Here is a 16,007-nt window from a genome sequence, read left to right as displayed (position 1 = left end):
GCTCAGCCGCCCGCCTTCAGCAGGGCCGCCACGATCGGGCCGGCCGTCGAACCGCCGTGTCCCGCCGCCTGCACGACACCCGCCGCGGCGAGGTCACCCCGGTACGCCGTGAACCAGCCGTTGGGCTTCTTCTGGTTGTCGACCTCGGCCGAACCGGTCTTCGCGCCGACGTCACCGGGGACGCCCGCCATCGCCTCGGCCGCCGTGCCGTACTTCGCCGTGTACGCCATCAGATCGCGCAGCTGGCCCAGCGTGGACGCGGACATCGTGCGGGACGCCTTCGCGAGCGTGCGCCCGTCCACCTCGGGGGAGACCAGGTAGGGCTGCTTGAAGACGCCCTGCTTCACGGTCGCCGACACCGACGCCATGTTCAGCGGGTTCATCCGCACCCCGCCCTGCCCGATCAGCTCGGCCGCCATCTGCGCCTGCGACTGCACCGGGACGGCGCCGTCGAAGGTGGGCACGCCCACCGACCAGTTGTCGAGCGAGAGACCGAAGACCTGCTGGGCCTGCTTGGTGAGGCTGTCGTCCTCCAGCTCCGGCGCCTGGCTGATGAAGGCCGTGTTGCAGGAGCGGGCGAAGCTCGCCTTGAACGTCCCGCCCTTGATCTCGAACTTGTCGTCGTTCTGGAACTTCCAGTGCCCATAGGTGAAGTACTTCGGGCAGGGGTGCGCCTTGTCCGCCGACGCCAGGCCCTTCTCGATCAGCATCGAGGAGGTGACGACCTTCATCGTGGAGCCGGGGGCGAGGGAGCCCTGGAACGCGGTGTTGAAGCCGTGCGAGGAGTTCGCCGCGGCGAGGATCTCGCCGGTGGAGGGGCGCAGCACGACGACCGACGCCTTCTCCTTCGCGGCGACCTGCTGCTCGGCGGCGGCCTGCAGGGAGGGGCTGAGCGTCGTCTTCACGGTGCCCGGGGTGCCCTTGCTCAGCTCCAGCACGGTCTTGTCGGCCAGCTCCGCCTTCTGGGACTCCTTGCCCCGGACGACCTGGAGTTCGACGCCCGCCGTGCCGCCGGCCTTCTCGCCGTACTTCTCGCGCAGCCCGTCCAGGACGGAGCCCAGCGACGGGTAGGCCTTCACGGTCAGCTCGCCGCCGTCGCGGTCGAGGGCCTTGACCGGCGGGGTGCCGGACGCGCCGGTGACGAGCCGGTCGCCGTCCTTCAGCTCCGGGTGGACGACCGACGCCTGCCACTTGACCAGCGGCTTGCCGTCCTCCGCCCGCCGGACGACGGTGAGTGCGCTGTCGTACGTCAGGGGCTTGCTGGTCTTCTTGTAGGAGACGGTGCCCTTCACCGAGAAGGGGACCTTGTCGCCGGCGCGGGCACCCGGGGTGAGGGTGACGTCCTTGATACGGGCGTCCTTGGCGTAGCCGGTGAGCTGGGCCTTCGCGGCGGCGCTGTCGTCGGTGGCGGCGGCGGCCTTCGCCACGTCGCCCTTCTGCCAGGCCGTGAGGAACGCCTCGGCGGCCGAGGTGACCTCCTTGCCGGAGAGCGGGCCCGACCTGACCTTCCGCGCCCGCTGCTCGGCGGAGGACGACTGCGTGTCCGCGGCCGCTCCACCGCCGTACAGGGCGTAGACGCCGAACCCGGCGCCACCGATCACGACGGCGATCATCCCGCCGAGCACGGCGGGGTTGGTCTTCCGCCGCTCGGCGACGCGCTTTCTTCTGCCCACTGCTTTCCGTTCCCTCGCGAATCCCAGGGGTCCCCGGTGCCCCGCTGCCCTCACGCACAACGACGACGACCAGCCTAGAGTCCCCCGGCGCCGAGGGTGAGGTCAGCCGGCCGCTCGTAGCACGGCTGCGACAATCGGACCGGCCGCGTCGCCGCCGTGCCCGCCCTGCTGGACCAGTGCGGACGCGGCCACGTCACCGCGGTACCCGACGAACCAGCTGTCCGAGGTGGCTTCCCCGTCGACCTCCGCCGAACCGGTCTTCGCGCCGATGTCACCGCTGAGCCCGCGCATGGCCGCCGCGCCGGTGCCCTGCGTCGCGGTCAGCCGCATCATCTGCCGGATCTGGTTCGCGGTGCCCGGGCGCAGCCCCGCCGCGGTCGCGAACTCCCGGTCGTCGAGCGCGCGCGGCACCAGATACGGCTGCCGGAACGAGCCGGTGATCGCGGTCGCCGTCACGGACGCCATGGTCAGCGGGTTCATCTGGACCGTGCCCTGCCCGATCGCGTTGGCCGCGCGGTCCGGCCCCGCGGAGGCGGGGACGCTGCCGTCGAACGAGCTGATGCCGGTCCGCCAGTCGCGGCCGATCCCGAACCGCTGCTCGGCCTCCGCGGTCAGGGAGGCGTCGGTGACGCCGTCGCGGCCGACCAGCTTGATGAAGGCGGTGTTGCAGGACCGGGTGAACGCGGCCGAAAGGGTGGCGCCGGTCCCCTCGTCGGGCTTCATGCCCTTCAGGTTCTTGAAGGTCTGGCTCTGCCAGACCGCGGTGTCCGGGCAGGGCGCCGGACCGTTCATCGTCGCGAGGCCGTTGTCGATGAGCATGGCCGAGGTGAGCACCTTCATCGTGGAGCCGGGGGCGACCTGCCCCTCGAAGGCCGCGTTGAAGGCGTCCTCACGGTGGTTGGCGACGGCGAGGATCTCACCGCTGCTGGGCTGGAGGGCGACGACGGAGGACTGCCCGTACTTCTCGACGGCCTTCTCGGCGGCGGCCTGCACGCCCGCGCTGAGCGTGGTGCGCAGCTTGCCGGGTCTGCCCTTGGAGAGGGTCAGCAGCGAGGTGTCCGGGGCCTCGGTGGCGGTGTGCCGGATCGACAGCTCCACGCCGGGCTCACCGCCCGCCTTGTCGCCGTACCTCGACCGCAGGGTGTCCAGGACCGGCCCGAGCGAGGGGTACTTCTCCTTCGTCAGCACGGTGCCGTTCCGGTCGACTGCCTCGATGGGCGGGTTCTCGGCCTCGCCGGTGACCAGGGTGTCGCCCTTGCGCAGCTCCGGATGGATGACGGCCGGCTGCCAGTCGACAAGCGCCCGCCCCGTACTGACCCCCCGCACCACGGTGAGCCGGCTCTCGTACCGCAACGGCTTGGACTTCCCGCCGTAGGACACCGTGGCGTCGACACCGAACGGCACGGTGGTACCCGTCGCCTTCCCCGCCCTGATCTTCACATCACTGATGTGCGCGGCCTTGGTGTAGGCGTTGAACAGCACACCGGCGGCCGCGTCGTTGTTGGTCCGGGCGGCGGCCTGCTCGACCTTGCCCTTCTCCCACGCCTCGAAGAACGCCTCGGTGGTCTCCGCCACCTCGTCCGCGTCCGGCGGCCCGGACCGTGCCGACCCCCCGGCGCCGGTGGCCCCGCCCCCGTCCAACGCCGACACGATGTTGTACGCGCCGTACCCGGCCCCGCCCACCATCAGGGCGAACACCCCGCCGACGACCGCGACCTTGACCCCCTTGGCCATGATCCCCTCCCCGTTTTCGTCCCCCGGCACTGTAAGTGGCGTGGGGGAGAACTGTGAGGAGAGTTTCCTTTTGTGACCGAGGAGGCCCGCACATGTGTCCGATCGTCAGGCCCTCCGGGCGGGCCCGCCTACACCCACGTATCCAGCCACATCCGCGACCGCCACTCGTCGATCGGGATCGACGTGCCCGTGTGCAGGGGCCAGAAGTAGATGAAGTTCCAGGCGATCAGGAGGACCAGGACGCCCGCGGCCGTCGCGCCGATCACCCGGCGGGTGGCGCCGGAGCGGGGTGGGCCGATGATCGCGCCCAGGAGCATCGCCACGGCCAGGCAGAGGAAGGGGAGGAAGACGATGGCGTAGAAGAAGAAGATGGTGCGTTCCTGGTAGAGGAACCAGGGGAGGTACCCGGCCGCGACGCCGCAGGCGATGGCGCCGGCCCGCCAGTCGCGGCGCAGCAGCCAGCGCCACAGGACGTACAGCACGGCCGCGGCCGCCGCCCACCACAGGACCGGGGTGCCGATCGCCAGGACCTCGCGGGCGCACTTGCCGCCCGCGTCGGAGGGGCAGCCGTCCCTGCCGGGCAGCGGGGACTCGTAGAAGAAGGAGACGGGGCGGCCGTCGACGATCCAGCTCCACGGGTTGGATTGGTAGGTGTGCGGCGAGGACAGGCCGACGTGGAAGTCGTACACCTGGTTCTCGTAGTGCCACAGGGACAGCCACCAGTCGGGGAACAGCCAGGACCAGTCGCTGGTGCGGCCGTTGGCGGTCGCCCAGTCGCGGTAGTAGCCGCCCTTGCCGTTCGTGGGGGAGAGGATCCAGCCGGTCCAGGACGCGAAGTAGGTGACGACCGCCACCGGGACCGTCGCCAGGAAGGCCAGGCCCAGGTCGTGGCGGGCCACGGCCCAGTAGGGGCGGCCGGCGCCGGCGACCCGGCGGGCGCCGATGTCCCACGCCACGGTCATCAGGCCGAACGCGGCCAGGAAGTACAGGCCGTTCCACTTGGTGCCGATGGCCAGGCCCAGCATCAGGCCCGCCAGCCAGCGGTAGGGGCGCAGCCCGAGGCGCAGGGTCTCGGCGATGTGCGCGTCCGGGCGGGCCCGCCCGTCGGCGTCCACCGGCAGCGCGGCCGCCAGCTTCGCGCGCGCCCGGTCCCGGTCGATGACCAGACACCCGAAGGCCGCCAGCACGAAGAACATCAGCACCCCGTCCAGCAGCGAGGTGCGGGCCATCACGAAGGCCAGCCCGTCCACGGCCATGAGCGCGCCCGCGACACAGCCGAGGAACGTGGAGCGGAAGATCCGCCGGCCGATGCGGCACAGCATCAGCACCGACAGCGTGCCGAGCAGCGCCGTCATGAAGCGCCAGCCGAAGGGGTTGAACCCGAACATCAGCTCGCCGAGCCCGATGACGTACTTGCCCACCGGCGGGTGCACGACGTACGCCGCCTCCGTCGGGATCGGCACCTTGTCGGCCAGCTCCAGGACGGACTTGTTGGCGTTCTTGTCCCAGCTGACCTCGAAACCGCGGTGGATCAGCGCCCAGGCGTCCTTGGCGTAGTACGTCTCGTCGAATATCACCGCCTTCGGGCTGCCCAGGTGCCAGAAGCGCAGCACGCCCGCAAGCAGCGTCACCAGCAGCGGGCCGCCCCAGCCGGACCAGCGTGTGATCCGGTCGGCGAGCGGACCCGAGGCGCCGAGGAACTGCCACATCCGCGGGCTGGGCTTCACGTACGGCGGCACGAGTTGGTCGCGTACGTCGCCGCGGGGCGCGGCGGAGTAGCCGAATCGGCGCAGCCGCTGCTGCCACGACGGCCGCTGCTCGTGCGATGCCTGGCCCTGCCGGGTGTCCGTGGAGGACGCGGTACTGGTCACCGCGCCATCGTAGGGAACACGTCTGTGACAGTCGCGCGGATGCGCCCTGCGAGACTGGAAACGTGACAGGAACCCTTGTACTGGCAGGCACCCCCATCGGCGACGTCCAGGACGCCCCGCCCCGGCTCGCGGAGGAACTGGCCGGCGCGGACGTGGTCGCCGCCGAGGACACCCGGCGGCTGAAGCGCCTCACCCAGGCGCTGGGCGTGCAGCCGTCCGGCCGGGTCGTGTCGTACTTCGAGGGCAACGAGTCGGCGCGCACCCCCGAACTGGTCGAGGCGCTGCTGGAGGGCTCGCGGGTGCTGCTGGTCACCGACGCGGGGATGCCGTCCGTGTCGGACCCGGGGTACCGGCTGGTCGCGGCGGCGGTGGAGAAGGACATCCGGGTCACCGCCGTGCCCGGCCCGTCCGCCGTGCTGACCGCGCTGGCCCTGTCCGGGCTGCCCGTGGACCGGTTCTGCTTCGAGGGGTTCCTGCCGCGCAAGGCGGGGGAGCGGCTGTCGCGGCTGAAGGAGGTCGCCGGGGAGCGGCGCACGCTCGTGTACTTCGAGGCCCCGCACCGGCTCGACGACACCCTCGCCGCGATGGCCGAGGTGTTCGGGCCCGAGCGGCGGGCCGCCGTGTGCCGGGAGCTGACGAAGACGTACGAGGAGGTCAAGCGCGGCGGCCTCGGGGAGCTGGCGGCCTGGGCCGCCGAGGGTGTGCGCGGCGAGATCACCGTCGTCGTCGAGGGTGCGCCGGACAAGGGCGGCGAGGAGATCGACGCGGCCGAGCTCGTGCGCCGGGTCCGCATCCGCGAGGAGGCGGGCGAGCGGCGCAAGGAGGCGATCGCGGCGGTCGCGGCCGAGGCGGGCGTGCCCAAGCGGGAGGTGTTCGACGCCGTCGTGGCGGCGAAGAACGCGGGCGCGTGAAGGTGGTGTGAGCAGGGCGTACACCGCTGGGCGCGGGCGCCCCATGCCGGGGTAAAGCGACTCGGGCCTTTCGGCAAGGAACGGCCAATTCGCCGCCAACAGTGGACAGATGCCGTGCGTTCATGTCCGGCCGGGAGTCCACTGGTCGTGGGGCGTCGATCGTCCCAGCCCTGCGGACCACAGGAGCCGGCATGAGTGAGAGCGCACAGCGGATACCGGGCCTTCCCGGTGCTGCCACCGCCGCCGTCCACGAGTCGTACTCGTTCGCGTGCATGCGCTGCGGGCACGGCTGGGAGCAGTCGTACGCGATCGAGCACGAGCGGGACGCGGACGGTCGGGAGTCCGTCCGGTACGTGGCCGACGGCCGGGTCGTGCCGTCGCCGCTGAGCCGGCCCGTCTGCCGCAACTGCGACGGGCATGTGGTGCGCATCATGCGCGCCGGGCAAGTGGCCTCCGTGCAGAACTCCCTGCACCGGCCCGCCCCCGCCCCGGCCCCGGTGGTGCCCGCACAGCCCGGTGAGGCGCCGCATCACCGGCACCTCTCCGACCTCCTGCACGTCTTCCACCGCAAGGCCGGCTGACCCCGCCGCCCGGCCGGCCCGGCAGGCCCCTTCCGTAGGATCGGGACATGCCTTCGAACGCCGCCGACAAGCACGCCGCTCCGCCCGCCCCGGAACCCCTGCGGGTGCCGGTCGCCGACTCGCACACCCATCTCGACATGCAGTCGGGCAGCGTGGAGGACGCCCTGGCGAAGGCGGCCTCCGTCGGGGTGACCACCGTCGTGCAGGTCGGCTGCGACGTGCGCGGCTCGCGGTGGGCGGCCGAGACGGCGGCGGCGTACGACGCCGTCCACGCGGCCGTCGCCCTGCACCCCAACGAGGCGCCTCGCATCGTGCACGGCGACCCCGACGGCTGGTCCCGGCAGGGGGCGCGCGAGCCCGGGGGCGCGGCGGCGCTCGACGAGGCCCTCGCCGAGATCGACCGGCTCGCCGCGCTGCCGCAGGTGAAGGGCGTCGGCGAGACGGGACTGGACTACTTCCGCACCGGGCCCGAGGGCATGGAGGCGCAGGAGGCGTCCTTCCGCGCCCACATCGAGATCGCCAAGCGGCACGGCAAGGCCCTCGTCATCCACGACCGCGACGCCCACGCCGACGTCCTGCGCGTGCTGAAGGAGGAGGGCGCCCCCGAGCGGACCGTCTTCCACTGCTACTCCGGCGACGCCGAGATGGCGGAGATCTGCGCCCGCGCCGGATACTTCATGTCCTTTGCCGGGAACGTCACCTTCAAGAACGCCCAGAACCTGCGGGACGCGGTCGCCGTCGCCCCGCTGGAACTGCTCCTCGTGGAGACCGACGCGCCCTTCCTCACCCCGGCCCCGTACCGCGGACGGCCCAACGCCCCGTATCTCGTTCCGATCACGGTGCGGGCCATGGCCGAGGTGCGCGGCATCGACGAGGACACGCTGGCCGCGGCCCTGGGATCGAACACGGCACGCGCCTTCTCCTACCCGCGCTGACACCCCGCCGACGGCCCTCCCGGCTCCCAACGCCCGTAAAAATTACGGTGCGTAGCCGCGTCGCCTTGGTGACCGCCCGGCGCTCCGCTAGGTTCTGGTGGCCCTGAACGGACCCCTCCGCTGGAGCGTCGTCGTGAGCAACGCGCAGTTCGAGACGTATGGACCGAGCCCGTCCCCGTACCCCCCGGGGTACGGCGGCTTCGACCCGTACACCGCTCCCACGGTCGCGTACGGCACGCCGGCCGCCTTCGAGCCGTACACGGACCGTCACGAGAGCGGGTACGGCGGTCCTGAGGCGTACGCGGACACCTACCGCCCGGCGTACGAGGTGGCCGAAGGGGCGTACGCGCCCGGCGCGGACCACCGGACCGGGCGGCGGGCCGCGCACCGCCGTCGCGGCCGGACCGTCGAGCGGGTCGAGGGGCCCATGCGCCGGCTGGTCCCGCAGGCCCTGGTCGTCGCGTTCCTGGCGGGCGGCACCAGCGCCTTCGTCGCCAACGACAAGGCTGTCGAGCTGACCGTCGACGGCGCCCCGCGCACCCTGCACACGTTCGCCGACGACGTGGGCGACCTCCTCGACGACCAGGGCGTCGAGGTCGGCGCCCACGATGTGGTGGATCCGCCGGCGGGCTCGGCGCTGGAGAGCGGCGACGAGGTCGTGGTGCGCCACGGGCGGCCCCTGCGGCTCACCCTCGACGGCCGCCCGCGCGAGGTGTGGACGACCGCGCACACCGTCGAGGCGGCGCTGCGGAAGCTCGGTGTGCGCACCGAGGGCGCGTATGTGTCGGTGCCGCGCTCGAAGCGCATCGGACGGGAGGGGCTCACGCTGGACGTGCGCACCGAACGCGCGGTGACGGTCCTCGCGGACGGCCGCGCCCGCACCGTCCGCACCAACGCCGCGACCGTCGCCGAGGTCGTCGAGCAGGCCGGCATCACCCTGCGCGGCGACGACACCACCTCGGCGCGGGCCGAGGACTTCCCGCGCGACGGGCAGGCGGTGACCGTGCTGCGGATCACCGGCGGCCGGGAGATCCGTGACGAGGTGATCCCCTTCGACGTACGCCGGGTCGAGGACCCCGCGGTGTTCCGGGGCACGGAGGTCGTCGAGCGCCCGGGCCGGCCGGGCCTGCGCCGCATCACCTACACCACCCGCACCGTCAACGGCGTACGGCAGAAGCCGCGCCGCACCGGCACGGAGGTGATCCGCCGGCCGGAGACGCAGATCGTCAAGGTCGGCACCAAGCCGCTGCCCGTCTCCACGGACTCGACGGGCCGGCTGAACTGGGAGGGGCTCGCGGCCTGCGAGTCCGGCGGCCGCCCCGACGCGGTCGACTCCTCGGGGACCTACGGCGGGCTGTACCAGTTCGACACCGAGACCTGGCAGCGCCTCGGCGGCCGGGGCCGCCCCCAGGACGCGCCGCCCGCCGAGCAGACCATGCGCGCCAAAAAGCTGTACGTCCGCCAGGGCACCAGCCCATGGCCGCACTGCGGGCAGCGCCTGCACGGATGAGACCCGCGCCGGGCACGGGCCACCGGCCCGGCCGCGGCGCCCGGCCCGGCCGCGGCGGACCCGCTGCGGCGCCCGGCCCGGACCCCCGGTCCCGGTTGCGGTGACCGGCCCGGACCCGTCGGCCCCGGCTGTGGCGACCGGGCCGGACGCGGCGGACCGGCTGCGGCGGTCGGGCCGCCCCCCCCGGTCCCGCTGTGGCGAAGGGCCCGGACCCCTCGGCCCCGGCTGTGGCGACCGGGTCGGACGCGCTGGCCCGGCGGTGGCAGTCGGGCGGCCCCGCCGACCCCGGCCGTGGCGGGCGGTGCGGGCCGCCGGACCGGCTGCGGCGATCAGGCCCTACGGAGCCCCGTACCCTGGTCGGGTGAGCAGCCCCACCCCCGACGCCCTCCTGGGCCCCGCCGACATCCGTGAACTGGCGGCCGCCCTCGGTGTGCGCCCCACCAAGCAGCGCGGCCAGAACTTCGTCATCGACGCGAACACCGTCCGCCGTATCGTCCGCACCGCGGAGGTCCGCCCCGACGACGTGGTCGTCGAGGTCGGCCCGGGGCTCGGTTCCCTCACGCTCGCCCTGCTGGAGGCCGCCGACCGGGTCACCGCCGTCGAGATCGACGACGTGCTGGCCGGCGCGCTGCCCGCCACCGTCGCGGCCCGCATGCCCGACCGCGCCGACCGGTTCGCGCTGGTCCACTCCGACGCGATGCACGTCACCGAGCTGCCGGGACCGCCCCCGACGGCGCTCGTCGCGAACCTCCCCTACAACGTGGCCGTCCCGGTGCTGCTGCACATGCTCGAGACCTTCCCGAGCATCGAGCGCACGCTGGTGATGGTGCAGTCCGAGGTCGCCGACCGCCTCGCCGCCGCCCCCGGCTCCAAGGTGTACGGCGTCCCCTCGGTCAAGGCCAACTGGTACGCCGAGGTCAAGCGGGCCGGCGCCATCGGCCGCACCGTCTTCTGGCCCGCGCCGAACGTCGACAGCGGACTGGTGTCGCTGATGCGCCGCACGGACCCGCTGAAGACCACCGCGTCCCGGCGCGAGGTCTTCGCCGTCGTCGACGCCGCCTTCGCCCAGCGTCGCAAGACGCTGCGCGCCGCCCTCGCCGGGTGGGCCGGTTCCGCGGCCGCCGCCGAGGCCGCCCTGGTCGCGGCCGGCGTCTCCCCGCAGGCCCGCGGCGAGTCGCTGACCGTCGAGGAGTTCGCGCGCATCGCCGAGAACAAGGACGCCGGAGACAAGGGCGCCGGACATGAGGAGCAGGGCCAGCAGTGAGCGTCACCGTCCGCGTCCCCGCCAAGGTCAACGTCCAGCTCGCGGTGGGCGCCGCCCGCCCCGACGGCTTCCACGACCTGGCCAACGTCTTCCTCGCCGTCGGCCTCTACGACGAGGTGACCGCCATCCCGTCGCCGGACGGGCTGCGCGTCACCTGTGACGGCCCCGACGCCGCGCAGGTCCCGCTGGACCGCACCAACCTCGCCGCCCGCGCCGCCATCGCCCTCGCCGAGCGGTACGGCCGCACGCCCGACGTCCATCTGCACATCGCCAAGGACATCCCCGTCGCGGGCGGCATGGCGGGCGGCAGCGCGGACGGCGCGGGGGCCCTGCTCGCCTGCGACACCCTGTGGGGGACCGGCGCCACCCGCGAGGAACTCCTCGACATCTGCGCCGAGCTGGGCAGCGACGTGCCGTTCAGCCTGGTCGGCGGGGCGGCCCTCGGCACCGGGCGCGGGGAGAAGCTGCGCCCCCTCGACGTCGGCGGCACCTTCCACTGGGTGTTCGCGATGGCCACGCGTGGGCTGTCGACGCCCGCCGTCTTCCGCGAGTTCGACCGGCTCGCCGAGGGCACCCGCGTCCCCGAGCCCATCGCCTCCGAGCCGCTGCTCGCCGCCCTCGCGAAGGGTGACCCGGACGCGCTCGCCGCCGCCGTCTCCAACGACCTCCAGCCCGCCGCGCTCTCCCTCTTCCCGGAGCTGGCGGACACCCTGGACGCCGGGCGCGCGGCCGGGGCGCTCACCGCGCTCGTCTCCGGCTCGGGCCCCACCACGGCGTTCCTCGTCCGCGACGCGGCCGGCGCCCAGAAGGTCGCCGAGGCCCTGGCATCCGCACCCGCCTGCCGCACGGTGCGCACAGCGGTGGGGCCGGTGCCGGGGGTGACGGCTCTCTGAGGCGTCAGGGGCGCGGGCCGACCGTGGTCAGATCGATGTCGACGGGAGCCGGCTTGTCCACCTTGACCCGGTCGCTCTGCCGGCCCAGGTGCACGTACGACATCGTCGCGAGGTCGAGTTCGTAGACATGCACCACGGGCCGGCCGGTGAGGCCGTCCTGCTCGACGCGCCAGAAGTTCGGAATCCCGGCGACGGCGTACTTGTGCGGCTTGTACATGCGGTCGCGGGCTTCCGAGTCGGGGGAGACGACCTCCACGGCGAGAAGCACGTCCTTGGCGTGGAAGCACGTCTGGTCCAGCCCGGTCACCGCATCGGCCCGCACCACGCTGACATCCGGTTCGGGGCCGTTCCGCCGGTCGAGGACCACCGTCATCTCGCGCTCGACACTGAACTGCGGGCCCAGGCAGGCGCGCAGTCCCTGGACCAGCAGGTCGATCACCAGGAAGTGGAAGCGGCGCTGCGGACTCACGAAGATCAGGCTCCCGTCGATCAGCTCTGTGTGCGGCGGGAGATCAGGCAGGGTGAACAGGTCGTCCACGGTCCAGCCGTCCGGAGGCGGCACCGGCCAGCGGCGGTGCTCTGCGGGCTCGGCGGTCATGAGTCCTCCCATGGACGGGATCCTGCGGCCTGTCCTCCACGGTAGTCGCCCCATTCCGATCACGTCATCACAAAGGGTGACCATCTCCTCGCGTCACGGCCGTCCCCCGGCAGGGCCTAGGCTGGAAAGCTGATCGATCCACCGGGCAGGAGCAAAATGGCCGTCAATCTGGTCAATGTCGAGAACGTCAGCAAGGTGTACGGCACCCGTGCGCTGCTGGACGGGATTTCGCTCGGCGTCTCCGAGGGGGACCGCATCGGTGTCGTCGGCCGCAACGGCGACGGCAAGACGACCATGATCCGGATGCTGGCCAGGCTGGAGGAACCCGACACCGGCCGGGTCACCCACTCCGGCGGGCTGCGGCTCGGCGTCCTCACCCAGCACGACTCCCTCGACCCCGAGGCGACCGTCCGCCACGAGGTGATCGGCGACCTCGCCGACCACGAGTGGGCCGGCAACGCCAAGATCCGGGATGTGCTGACGGGCCTGTTCGGCGGGCTCGACCTGCCCGGCTTCCCGCAGGGGCTCGACACCGTCATCGGTCCGCTGTCCGGCGGCGAGCGGCGCCGGATCGCGCTGGCCAAGCTGCTCATCGAGGAGCAGGACCTGATCGTCCTCGACGAGCCCACCAACCACCTCGACGTCGAGGGCATCGCCTGGCTCGCCGAGCACCTGCGCAACCGCCGCTCCGCGCTCGTCTGCGTCACCCACGACCGGTGGTTCCTCGACCAGGTCTGCACCCGCATGTGGGACGTGCAGCGCGGTGTCGTCCACGAGTACGAGGGCGGCTACTCCGACTACGTCTTCGCGCGCGCCGAGCGGGAGCGCATCGCCGCGACCGAGGAGGTCAAGCGGCAGAACCTGGTCCGCAAGGAGCTCGCCTGGCTGCGCCGCGGCGCCCCCGCCCGTACGTCCAAGCCCCGCTTCCGCGTCGAGGCGGCCAACGAGCTGATCGCGGACGTGCCGCCGCCGCGCGACAGCAGCGAGCTGATGAAGTTCGCCTCCTCCCGGCTCGGCAAGACGGTCTTCGACCTTGAGGACGTGACCGTCCAGGCCGGGCCCAAGGTGCTGCTGAAGCATGTGACCTGGCAGCTCGGCCCCGGCGACCGCATCGGCCTGGTCGGCGTCAACGGCGCCGGCAAGACCTCCCTGCTGCGGGCGCTCGCCGAGGCCGCCTACAGCGAGGGCGAGACCCAGCCCGCGGCCGGGCGGATCCGCGTCGGCAAGACGGTCAAGCTGGCCTATCTGTCGCAGGAGGTCGCCGAACTCGACCCCGAGTGGCGGGTGTTGCAGGCCGTGCAGCAGGTCCGTGAGCGCGTCGACCTCGGCAAGGGCCGCGAGATGACGGCCGGTCAGCTCTGCGAGACGTTCGGCTTCAGCAAGGAGAAGCAGTGGACGCCGGTCGGGGACCTCTCCGGCGGTGAGCGCCGCCGGCTGCAGCTGCTGCGTCTGCTGATGGACGAGCCCAACGTCCTGTTCCTCGACGAGCCCACCAACGACCTCGACATCGAGACCCTGACCCAGCTGGAGGACCTCCTCGACGGCTGGCCCGGCTCGATGATCGTCATCTCCCACGACCGGTTCTTCGTCGAACGCACCACCGACCGGGTGTTCGCCCTGCTCGGCGACTCCACCCTGCGGATGCTGCCGCGCGGCATCGACGAGTACCTGGAGCGCCGCCACCGTATGGAGGCGCAGGCGGCCGCCGCCGCGTCCGTCCCGGCCGTGGAGAAGGCCGTACCGGAGCGCAGCGCCGCCGATCAGCGGGCCGCCAAGAAGGAGTTGCAGCGCATCGAGCGACAGCTCGACAAGCTGTCCGAGCGCGAGACCGAGCTGCACGCGCAGATCGCCGAGAACGCCACGGACTTCGCGAAGGTGGCCGAACTCGACGCGGAACTGCGCGATCTGGCCACCCAGCGGGACGAGCTGGAACTGCGCTGGCTCGAACTCGCCGAGGACGCGTAGCCGTCGGCTCCCGCACGTGAAGAGCCCGTGAAGGGTCATAACGGGGGCATCACAGGCCGGTCCTCCCTTGGGTACAGGGGTGGGCGGGGACCGGTGCGCCGTCGGTGGCGGGTGATAGAAAGGGCCGCTGAGGACAGTCTGAGAAACGCCGGTGTGGCGAGATCGCGACGGCACAGGACGCGGCACCGCACCGGCCCACCGAGGGGGACCACTCATGAGCCAGCCGCCCAACCAGCCGCCGCAGGGCGGTTTCGGCGCACCGCAGGATCCGCGGCAGGGCGGCTTCGGTGCCCCGCAGCAGCCGCAGCCCGACGGTGCCCCGCAGACCCCGCCCCCGCCGCAGGGCGCCCCCCAGACGCCTCCGCCGCCGCAGACCCCGCCGCAGCCGCCGGCCGGCCCGCCCCAGCCCGGGTACGGCTACCCGCAGCAGCCTCCGCAGCCGCAGCAGCAGCAGCCCGGCCCCTACGCGAGCGGCCCGTACGGCCAGCCGCCCCAGCAGCCGGGCCCGTACGGCTACCCGCAGCAGCCCGGCCCCTACGGCCAGCCGCCGCAGGGCTACGGCCAGCCCGGCCAGCCGCAGTTCCCGGGCGCGCCCGGCACCCCGCCCGGCGGCTCCCGCAACCCGTTCAAGGGCAAGCCCGCCCTCGCCGTCGTCGCGGCCGTCGCCGCGCTCGCGGTGATCGGCGGCACCGTGTGGGCGGTGACCAGCGGCGACGACGGCCCGAAGAAGCCGGTCGCGCAGAAGACCGACGACCCCAAGGGCTCCGCGTCCCCGAGCGGTGACGACGGCGGCGATGACGGCGGCAGCGCGGGCGGCGCCGACCCCGACAACCTCAACGGCGGCCGGCAGGCCGGCGAGGCCAAGGTGCTCTGGTACCAGGCCGCCCCCGACGCCCCCGGCTCGGGCGCCGACGCCCCCGGCATGTGGATCACCGACACGACCGCCGTGAAGGCGGCCTACAAGCAGGTCTTCGGCTACCGCGTCGCCGACGGCAAGGCCGCCTGGGACCCGATCTCCTTCCCGGAGAAGATCTGCTCGGTCACCGCGCAGAAGTCGTCCGACGACAAGGTCGTCGTGGCCTACATGAGCGGCAGCAGCGACCGCGCCAAGTGCAACCAGCTCCAGCAGATCGACCTGAACTCCGGTGCGAAGGGCTGGAAGGGCACGGTCGCCGAGGGCGGCCTGTTCGACACCACGCTCAAGGTCGAGATGTCCATCACCGGCAAGACGCTGATGGTGGGCCGCTCGCAGTCCGGCACCGCCTACGACGTCGGCACCGGCAAGAAGATGTGGGACAAGCAGCGTTACGGCGACAAGTGCTTCCCCGACGCCTTCGCGGGCGGCGAGAAGCTGATCGGCGTGGCGTCCTGCGACGCCGGCGGCTCCGGCGAGCACGACGAGATCCAGGTCCTCGACCCGGCGACGGGCAAGGCCAAGTGGACGCGCAAGATCGACGGCGGATGGCGGGTCGCCCGCGTCTTCTCCGTCGACCCGCTGGTCGTCTACAGCACCAACAAGGACAAGAAGACGTGGAACATCTCCACGTTCGACTCCGCGAGCGGCAAGCGCCGTTCGCAGGTCTCCGTCGACCTGGAGATCGGCGCCGAGTGCGGCTGGGCCATCCTCGAGCGCGCCCTGCAGGGCTGCGGCGGTGTGGTCGCCGACGACGACACGCTCTACATGCCGACCAAGGCCATCGCCGCCGCCAACGAGATCGTCGCGATCAGCCTGGACAGCGGCAAGGAGAAGTGGCGCGCCAAGTCCCCGGCCGAGGAGACGATGCTCCCGGTCAAGGTCGAGGACGGCAAGCTCGTCGCGTACGTGACGCCGTCGTACGACGCGGGCGGCCAGGTCGTCGCGATCCCGCTCTCCGGCGGCGACCACGACCCGGAGAAGCTCCTGCAGAACCCGGCGGGCGCCGCGCGGATCGAGAACGGCTTCTTCTCCAAGGCGTACGACTGGGTCGACGGCCGCTTCTACCTGTCGAGCACCCGCCTCAGCGGCCGGGACGACGCCAAGGAGAAGCTGATCCTCGCCTACGGCAAGTGAGTTGGGCGCGGGTGCCCGGCAC

General features: G+C 72.7%; 12 protein-coding genes. 8 read left to right on the top strand and 4 right to left on the bottom strand.

Annotated features, from left to right (window positions below; all coding sequences use genetic code 11):
• Positions 1 to 2: 2 nt before the first annotated feature.
• The 3 genes from DC008_RS14330 to DC008_RS14320 form a co-directional block, all read right to left on the bottom strand.
• Positions 3 to 1,673, bottom strand: a complete 1,671-nt coding sequence (locus DC008_RS14330; protein ID WP_108707324.1) for a penicillin-binding transpeptidase domain-containing protein — start codon at positions 1,671 to 1,673, stop codon at positions 3 to 5.
• Between the two features lie 102 nt (positions 1,674 to 1,775).
• Positions 1,776 to 3,407, bottom strand: coding sequence for a penicillin-binding transpeptidase domain-containing protein (locus DC008_RS14325; RefSeq protein ID WP_108707323.1), 1,632 nt, complete (start codon positions 3,405 to 3,407; stop codon positions 1,776 to 1,778).
• Positions 3,408 to 3,535: 128 nt separating this feature from the next.
• Positions 3,536 to 5,278, bottom strand: coding sequence for a dolichyl-phosphate-mannose--protein mannosyltransferase (locus DC008_RS14320; protein WP_108707322.1), 1,743 nt, complete (start codon positions 5,276 to 5,278; stop codon positions 3,536 to 3,538).
• Positions 5,279 to 5,340: 62 nt separating this feature from the next.
• Between DC008_RS14320 and rsmI the strand changes: the two genes are divergently transcribed.
• From rsmI to DC008_RS14290, 6 genes are all read left to right on the top strand, one after another.
• Entirely contained in the window at positions 5,341 to 6,189 is an 849-nt protein-coding gene (gene rsmI / locus DC008_RS14315) for a 16S rRNA (cytidine(1402)-2'-O)-methyltransferase (protein WP_108707321.1), read from the top strand.
• 191 nt (positions 6,190 to 6,380) lie between these two features.
• Positions 6,381 to 6,770 (top strand): hypothetical protein, encoded by a 390-nt coding sequence (locus DC008_RS14310; RefSeq protein WP_108707320.1) that lies wholly within the window; start codon positions 6,381 to 6,383, stop codon positions 6,768 to 6,770.
• Between the two features lie 47 nt (positions 6,771 to 6,817).
• Entirely contained in the window at positions 6,818 to 7,705 is an 888-nt protein-coding gene (locus tag DC008_RS14305; RefSeq protein WP_108707319.1) for a TatD family hydrolase, read from the top strand.
• A 133-nt stretch (positions 7,706 to 7,838) separates the two neighbouring features.
• The gene (locus DC008_RS14300; RefSeq protein ID WP_108710688.1) at positions 7,839 to 9,215 is read left to right on the top strand and encodes a resuscitation-promoting factor; all 1,377 of its coding nucleotides are present in this window, start codon (positions 7,839 to 7,841) and stop codon (positions 9,213 to 9,215) included.
• Positions 9,216 to 9,576: 361 nt separating this feature from the next.
• Positions 9,577 to 10,479, top strand: a complete 903-nt coding sequence (gene rsmA, locus DC008_RS14295) for a 16S rRNA (adenine(1518)-N(6)/adenine(1519)-N(6))-dimethyltransferase RsmA (RefSeq protein WP_108707318.1) — start codon at positions 9,577 to 9,579, stop codon at positions 10,477 to 10,479.
• On the top strand, positions 10,476 to 11,372 hold the full coding sequence (locus DC008_RS14290) for a 4-(cytidine 5'-diphospho)-2-C-methyl-D-erythritol kinase (protein ID WP_108707317.1): 897 nt from the start codon (positions 10,476 to 10,478) through the stop codon (positions 11,370 to 11,372). Before rsmA ends, DC008_RS14290 begins: the two co-directional genes overlap by 4 nt.
• A gap of 4 nt (positions 11,373 to 11,376) precedes the next feature.
• Here DC008_RS14290 and DC008_RS14285 read toward each other — a convergent pair whose 3' ends face one another.
• Entirely contained in the window at positions 11,377 to 11,970 is a 594-nt protein-coding gene (locus tag DC008_RS14285) for a Uma2 family endonuclease (RefSeq protein WP_108707316.1), read from the bottom strand.
• A gap of 156 nt (positions 11,971 to 12,126) precedes the next feature.
• On the opposite strand from DC008_RS14285, the gene DC008_RS14280 reads away from it, so the two are divergent.
• A complete protein-coding gene (locus tag DC008_RS14280; protein WP_108707315.1) occupies positions 12,127 to 13,935 on the top strand; it encodes an ABC-F family ATP-binding cassette domain-containing protein in 1,809 nt (602 codons plus the stop codon).
• 214 nt (positions 13,936 to 14,149) lie between these two features.
• Positions 14,150 to 15,985 (top strand): outer membrane protein assembly factor BamB family protein, encoded by a 1,836-nt coding sequence (locus tag DC008_RS14275; protein ID WP_108707314.1) that lies wholly within the window; start codon positions 14,150 to 14,152, stop codon positions 15,983 to 15,985.
• Positions 15,986 to 16,007 lie beyond the last annotated feature (22 nt).

Origin of the sequence: Streptomyces nigra (assembly GCF_003074055.1) — a bacterium.
In the GTDB taxonomy this organism is placed as follows: Bacteria; Actinomycetota; Actinomycetes; order Streptomycetales; family Streptomycetaceae; genus Streptomyces; species Streptomyces nigra.
This window is presented reverse-complemented; position numbering and strand designations above follow the sequence as displayed.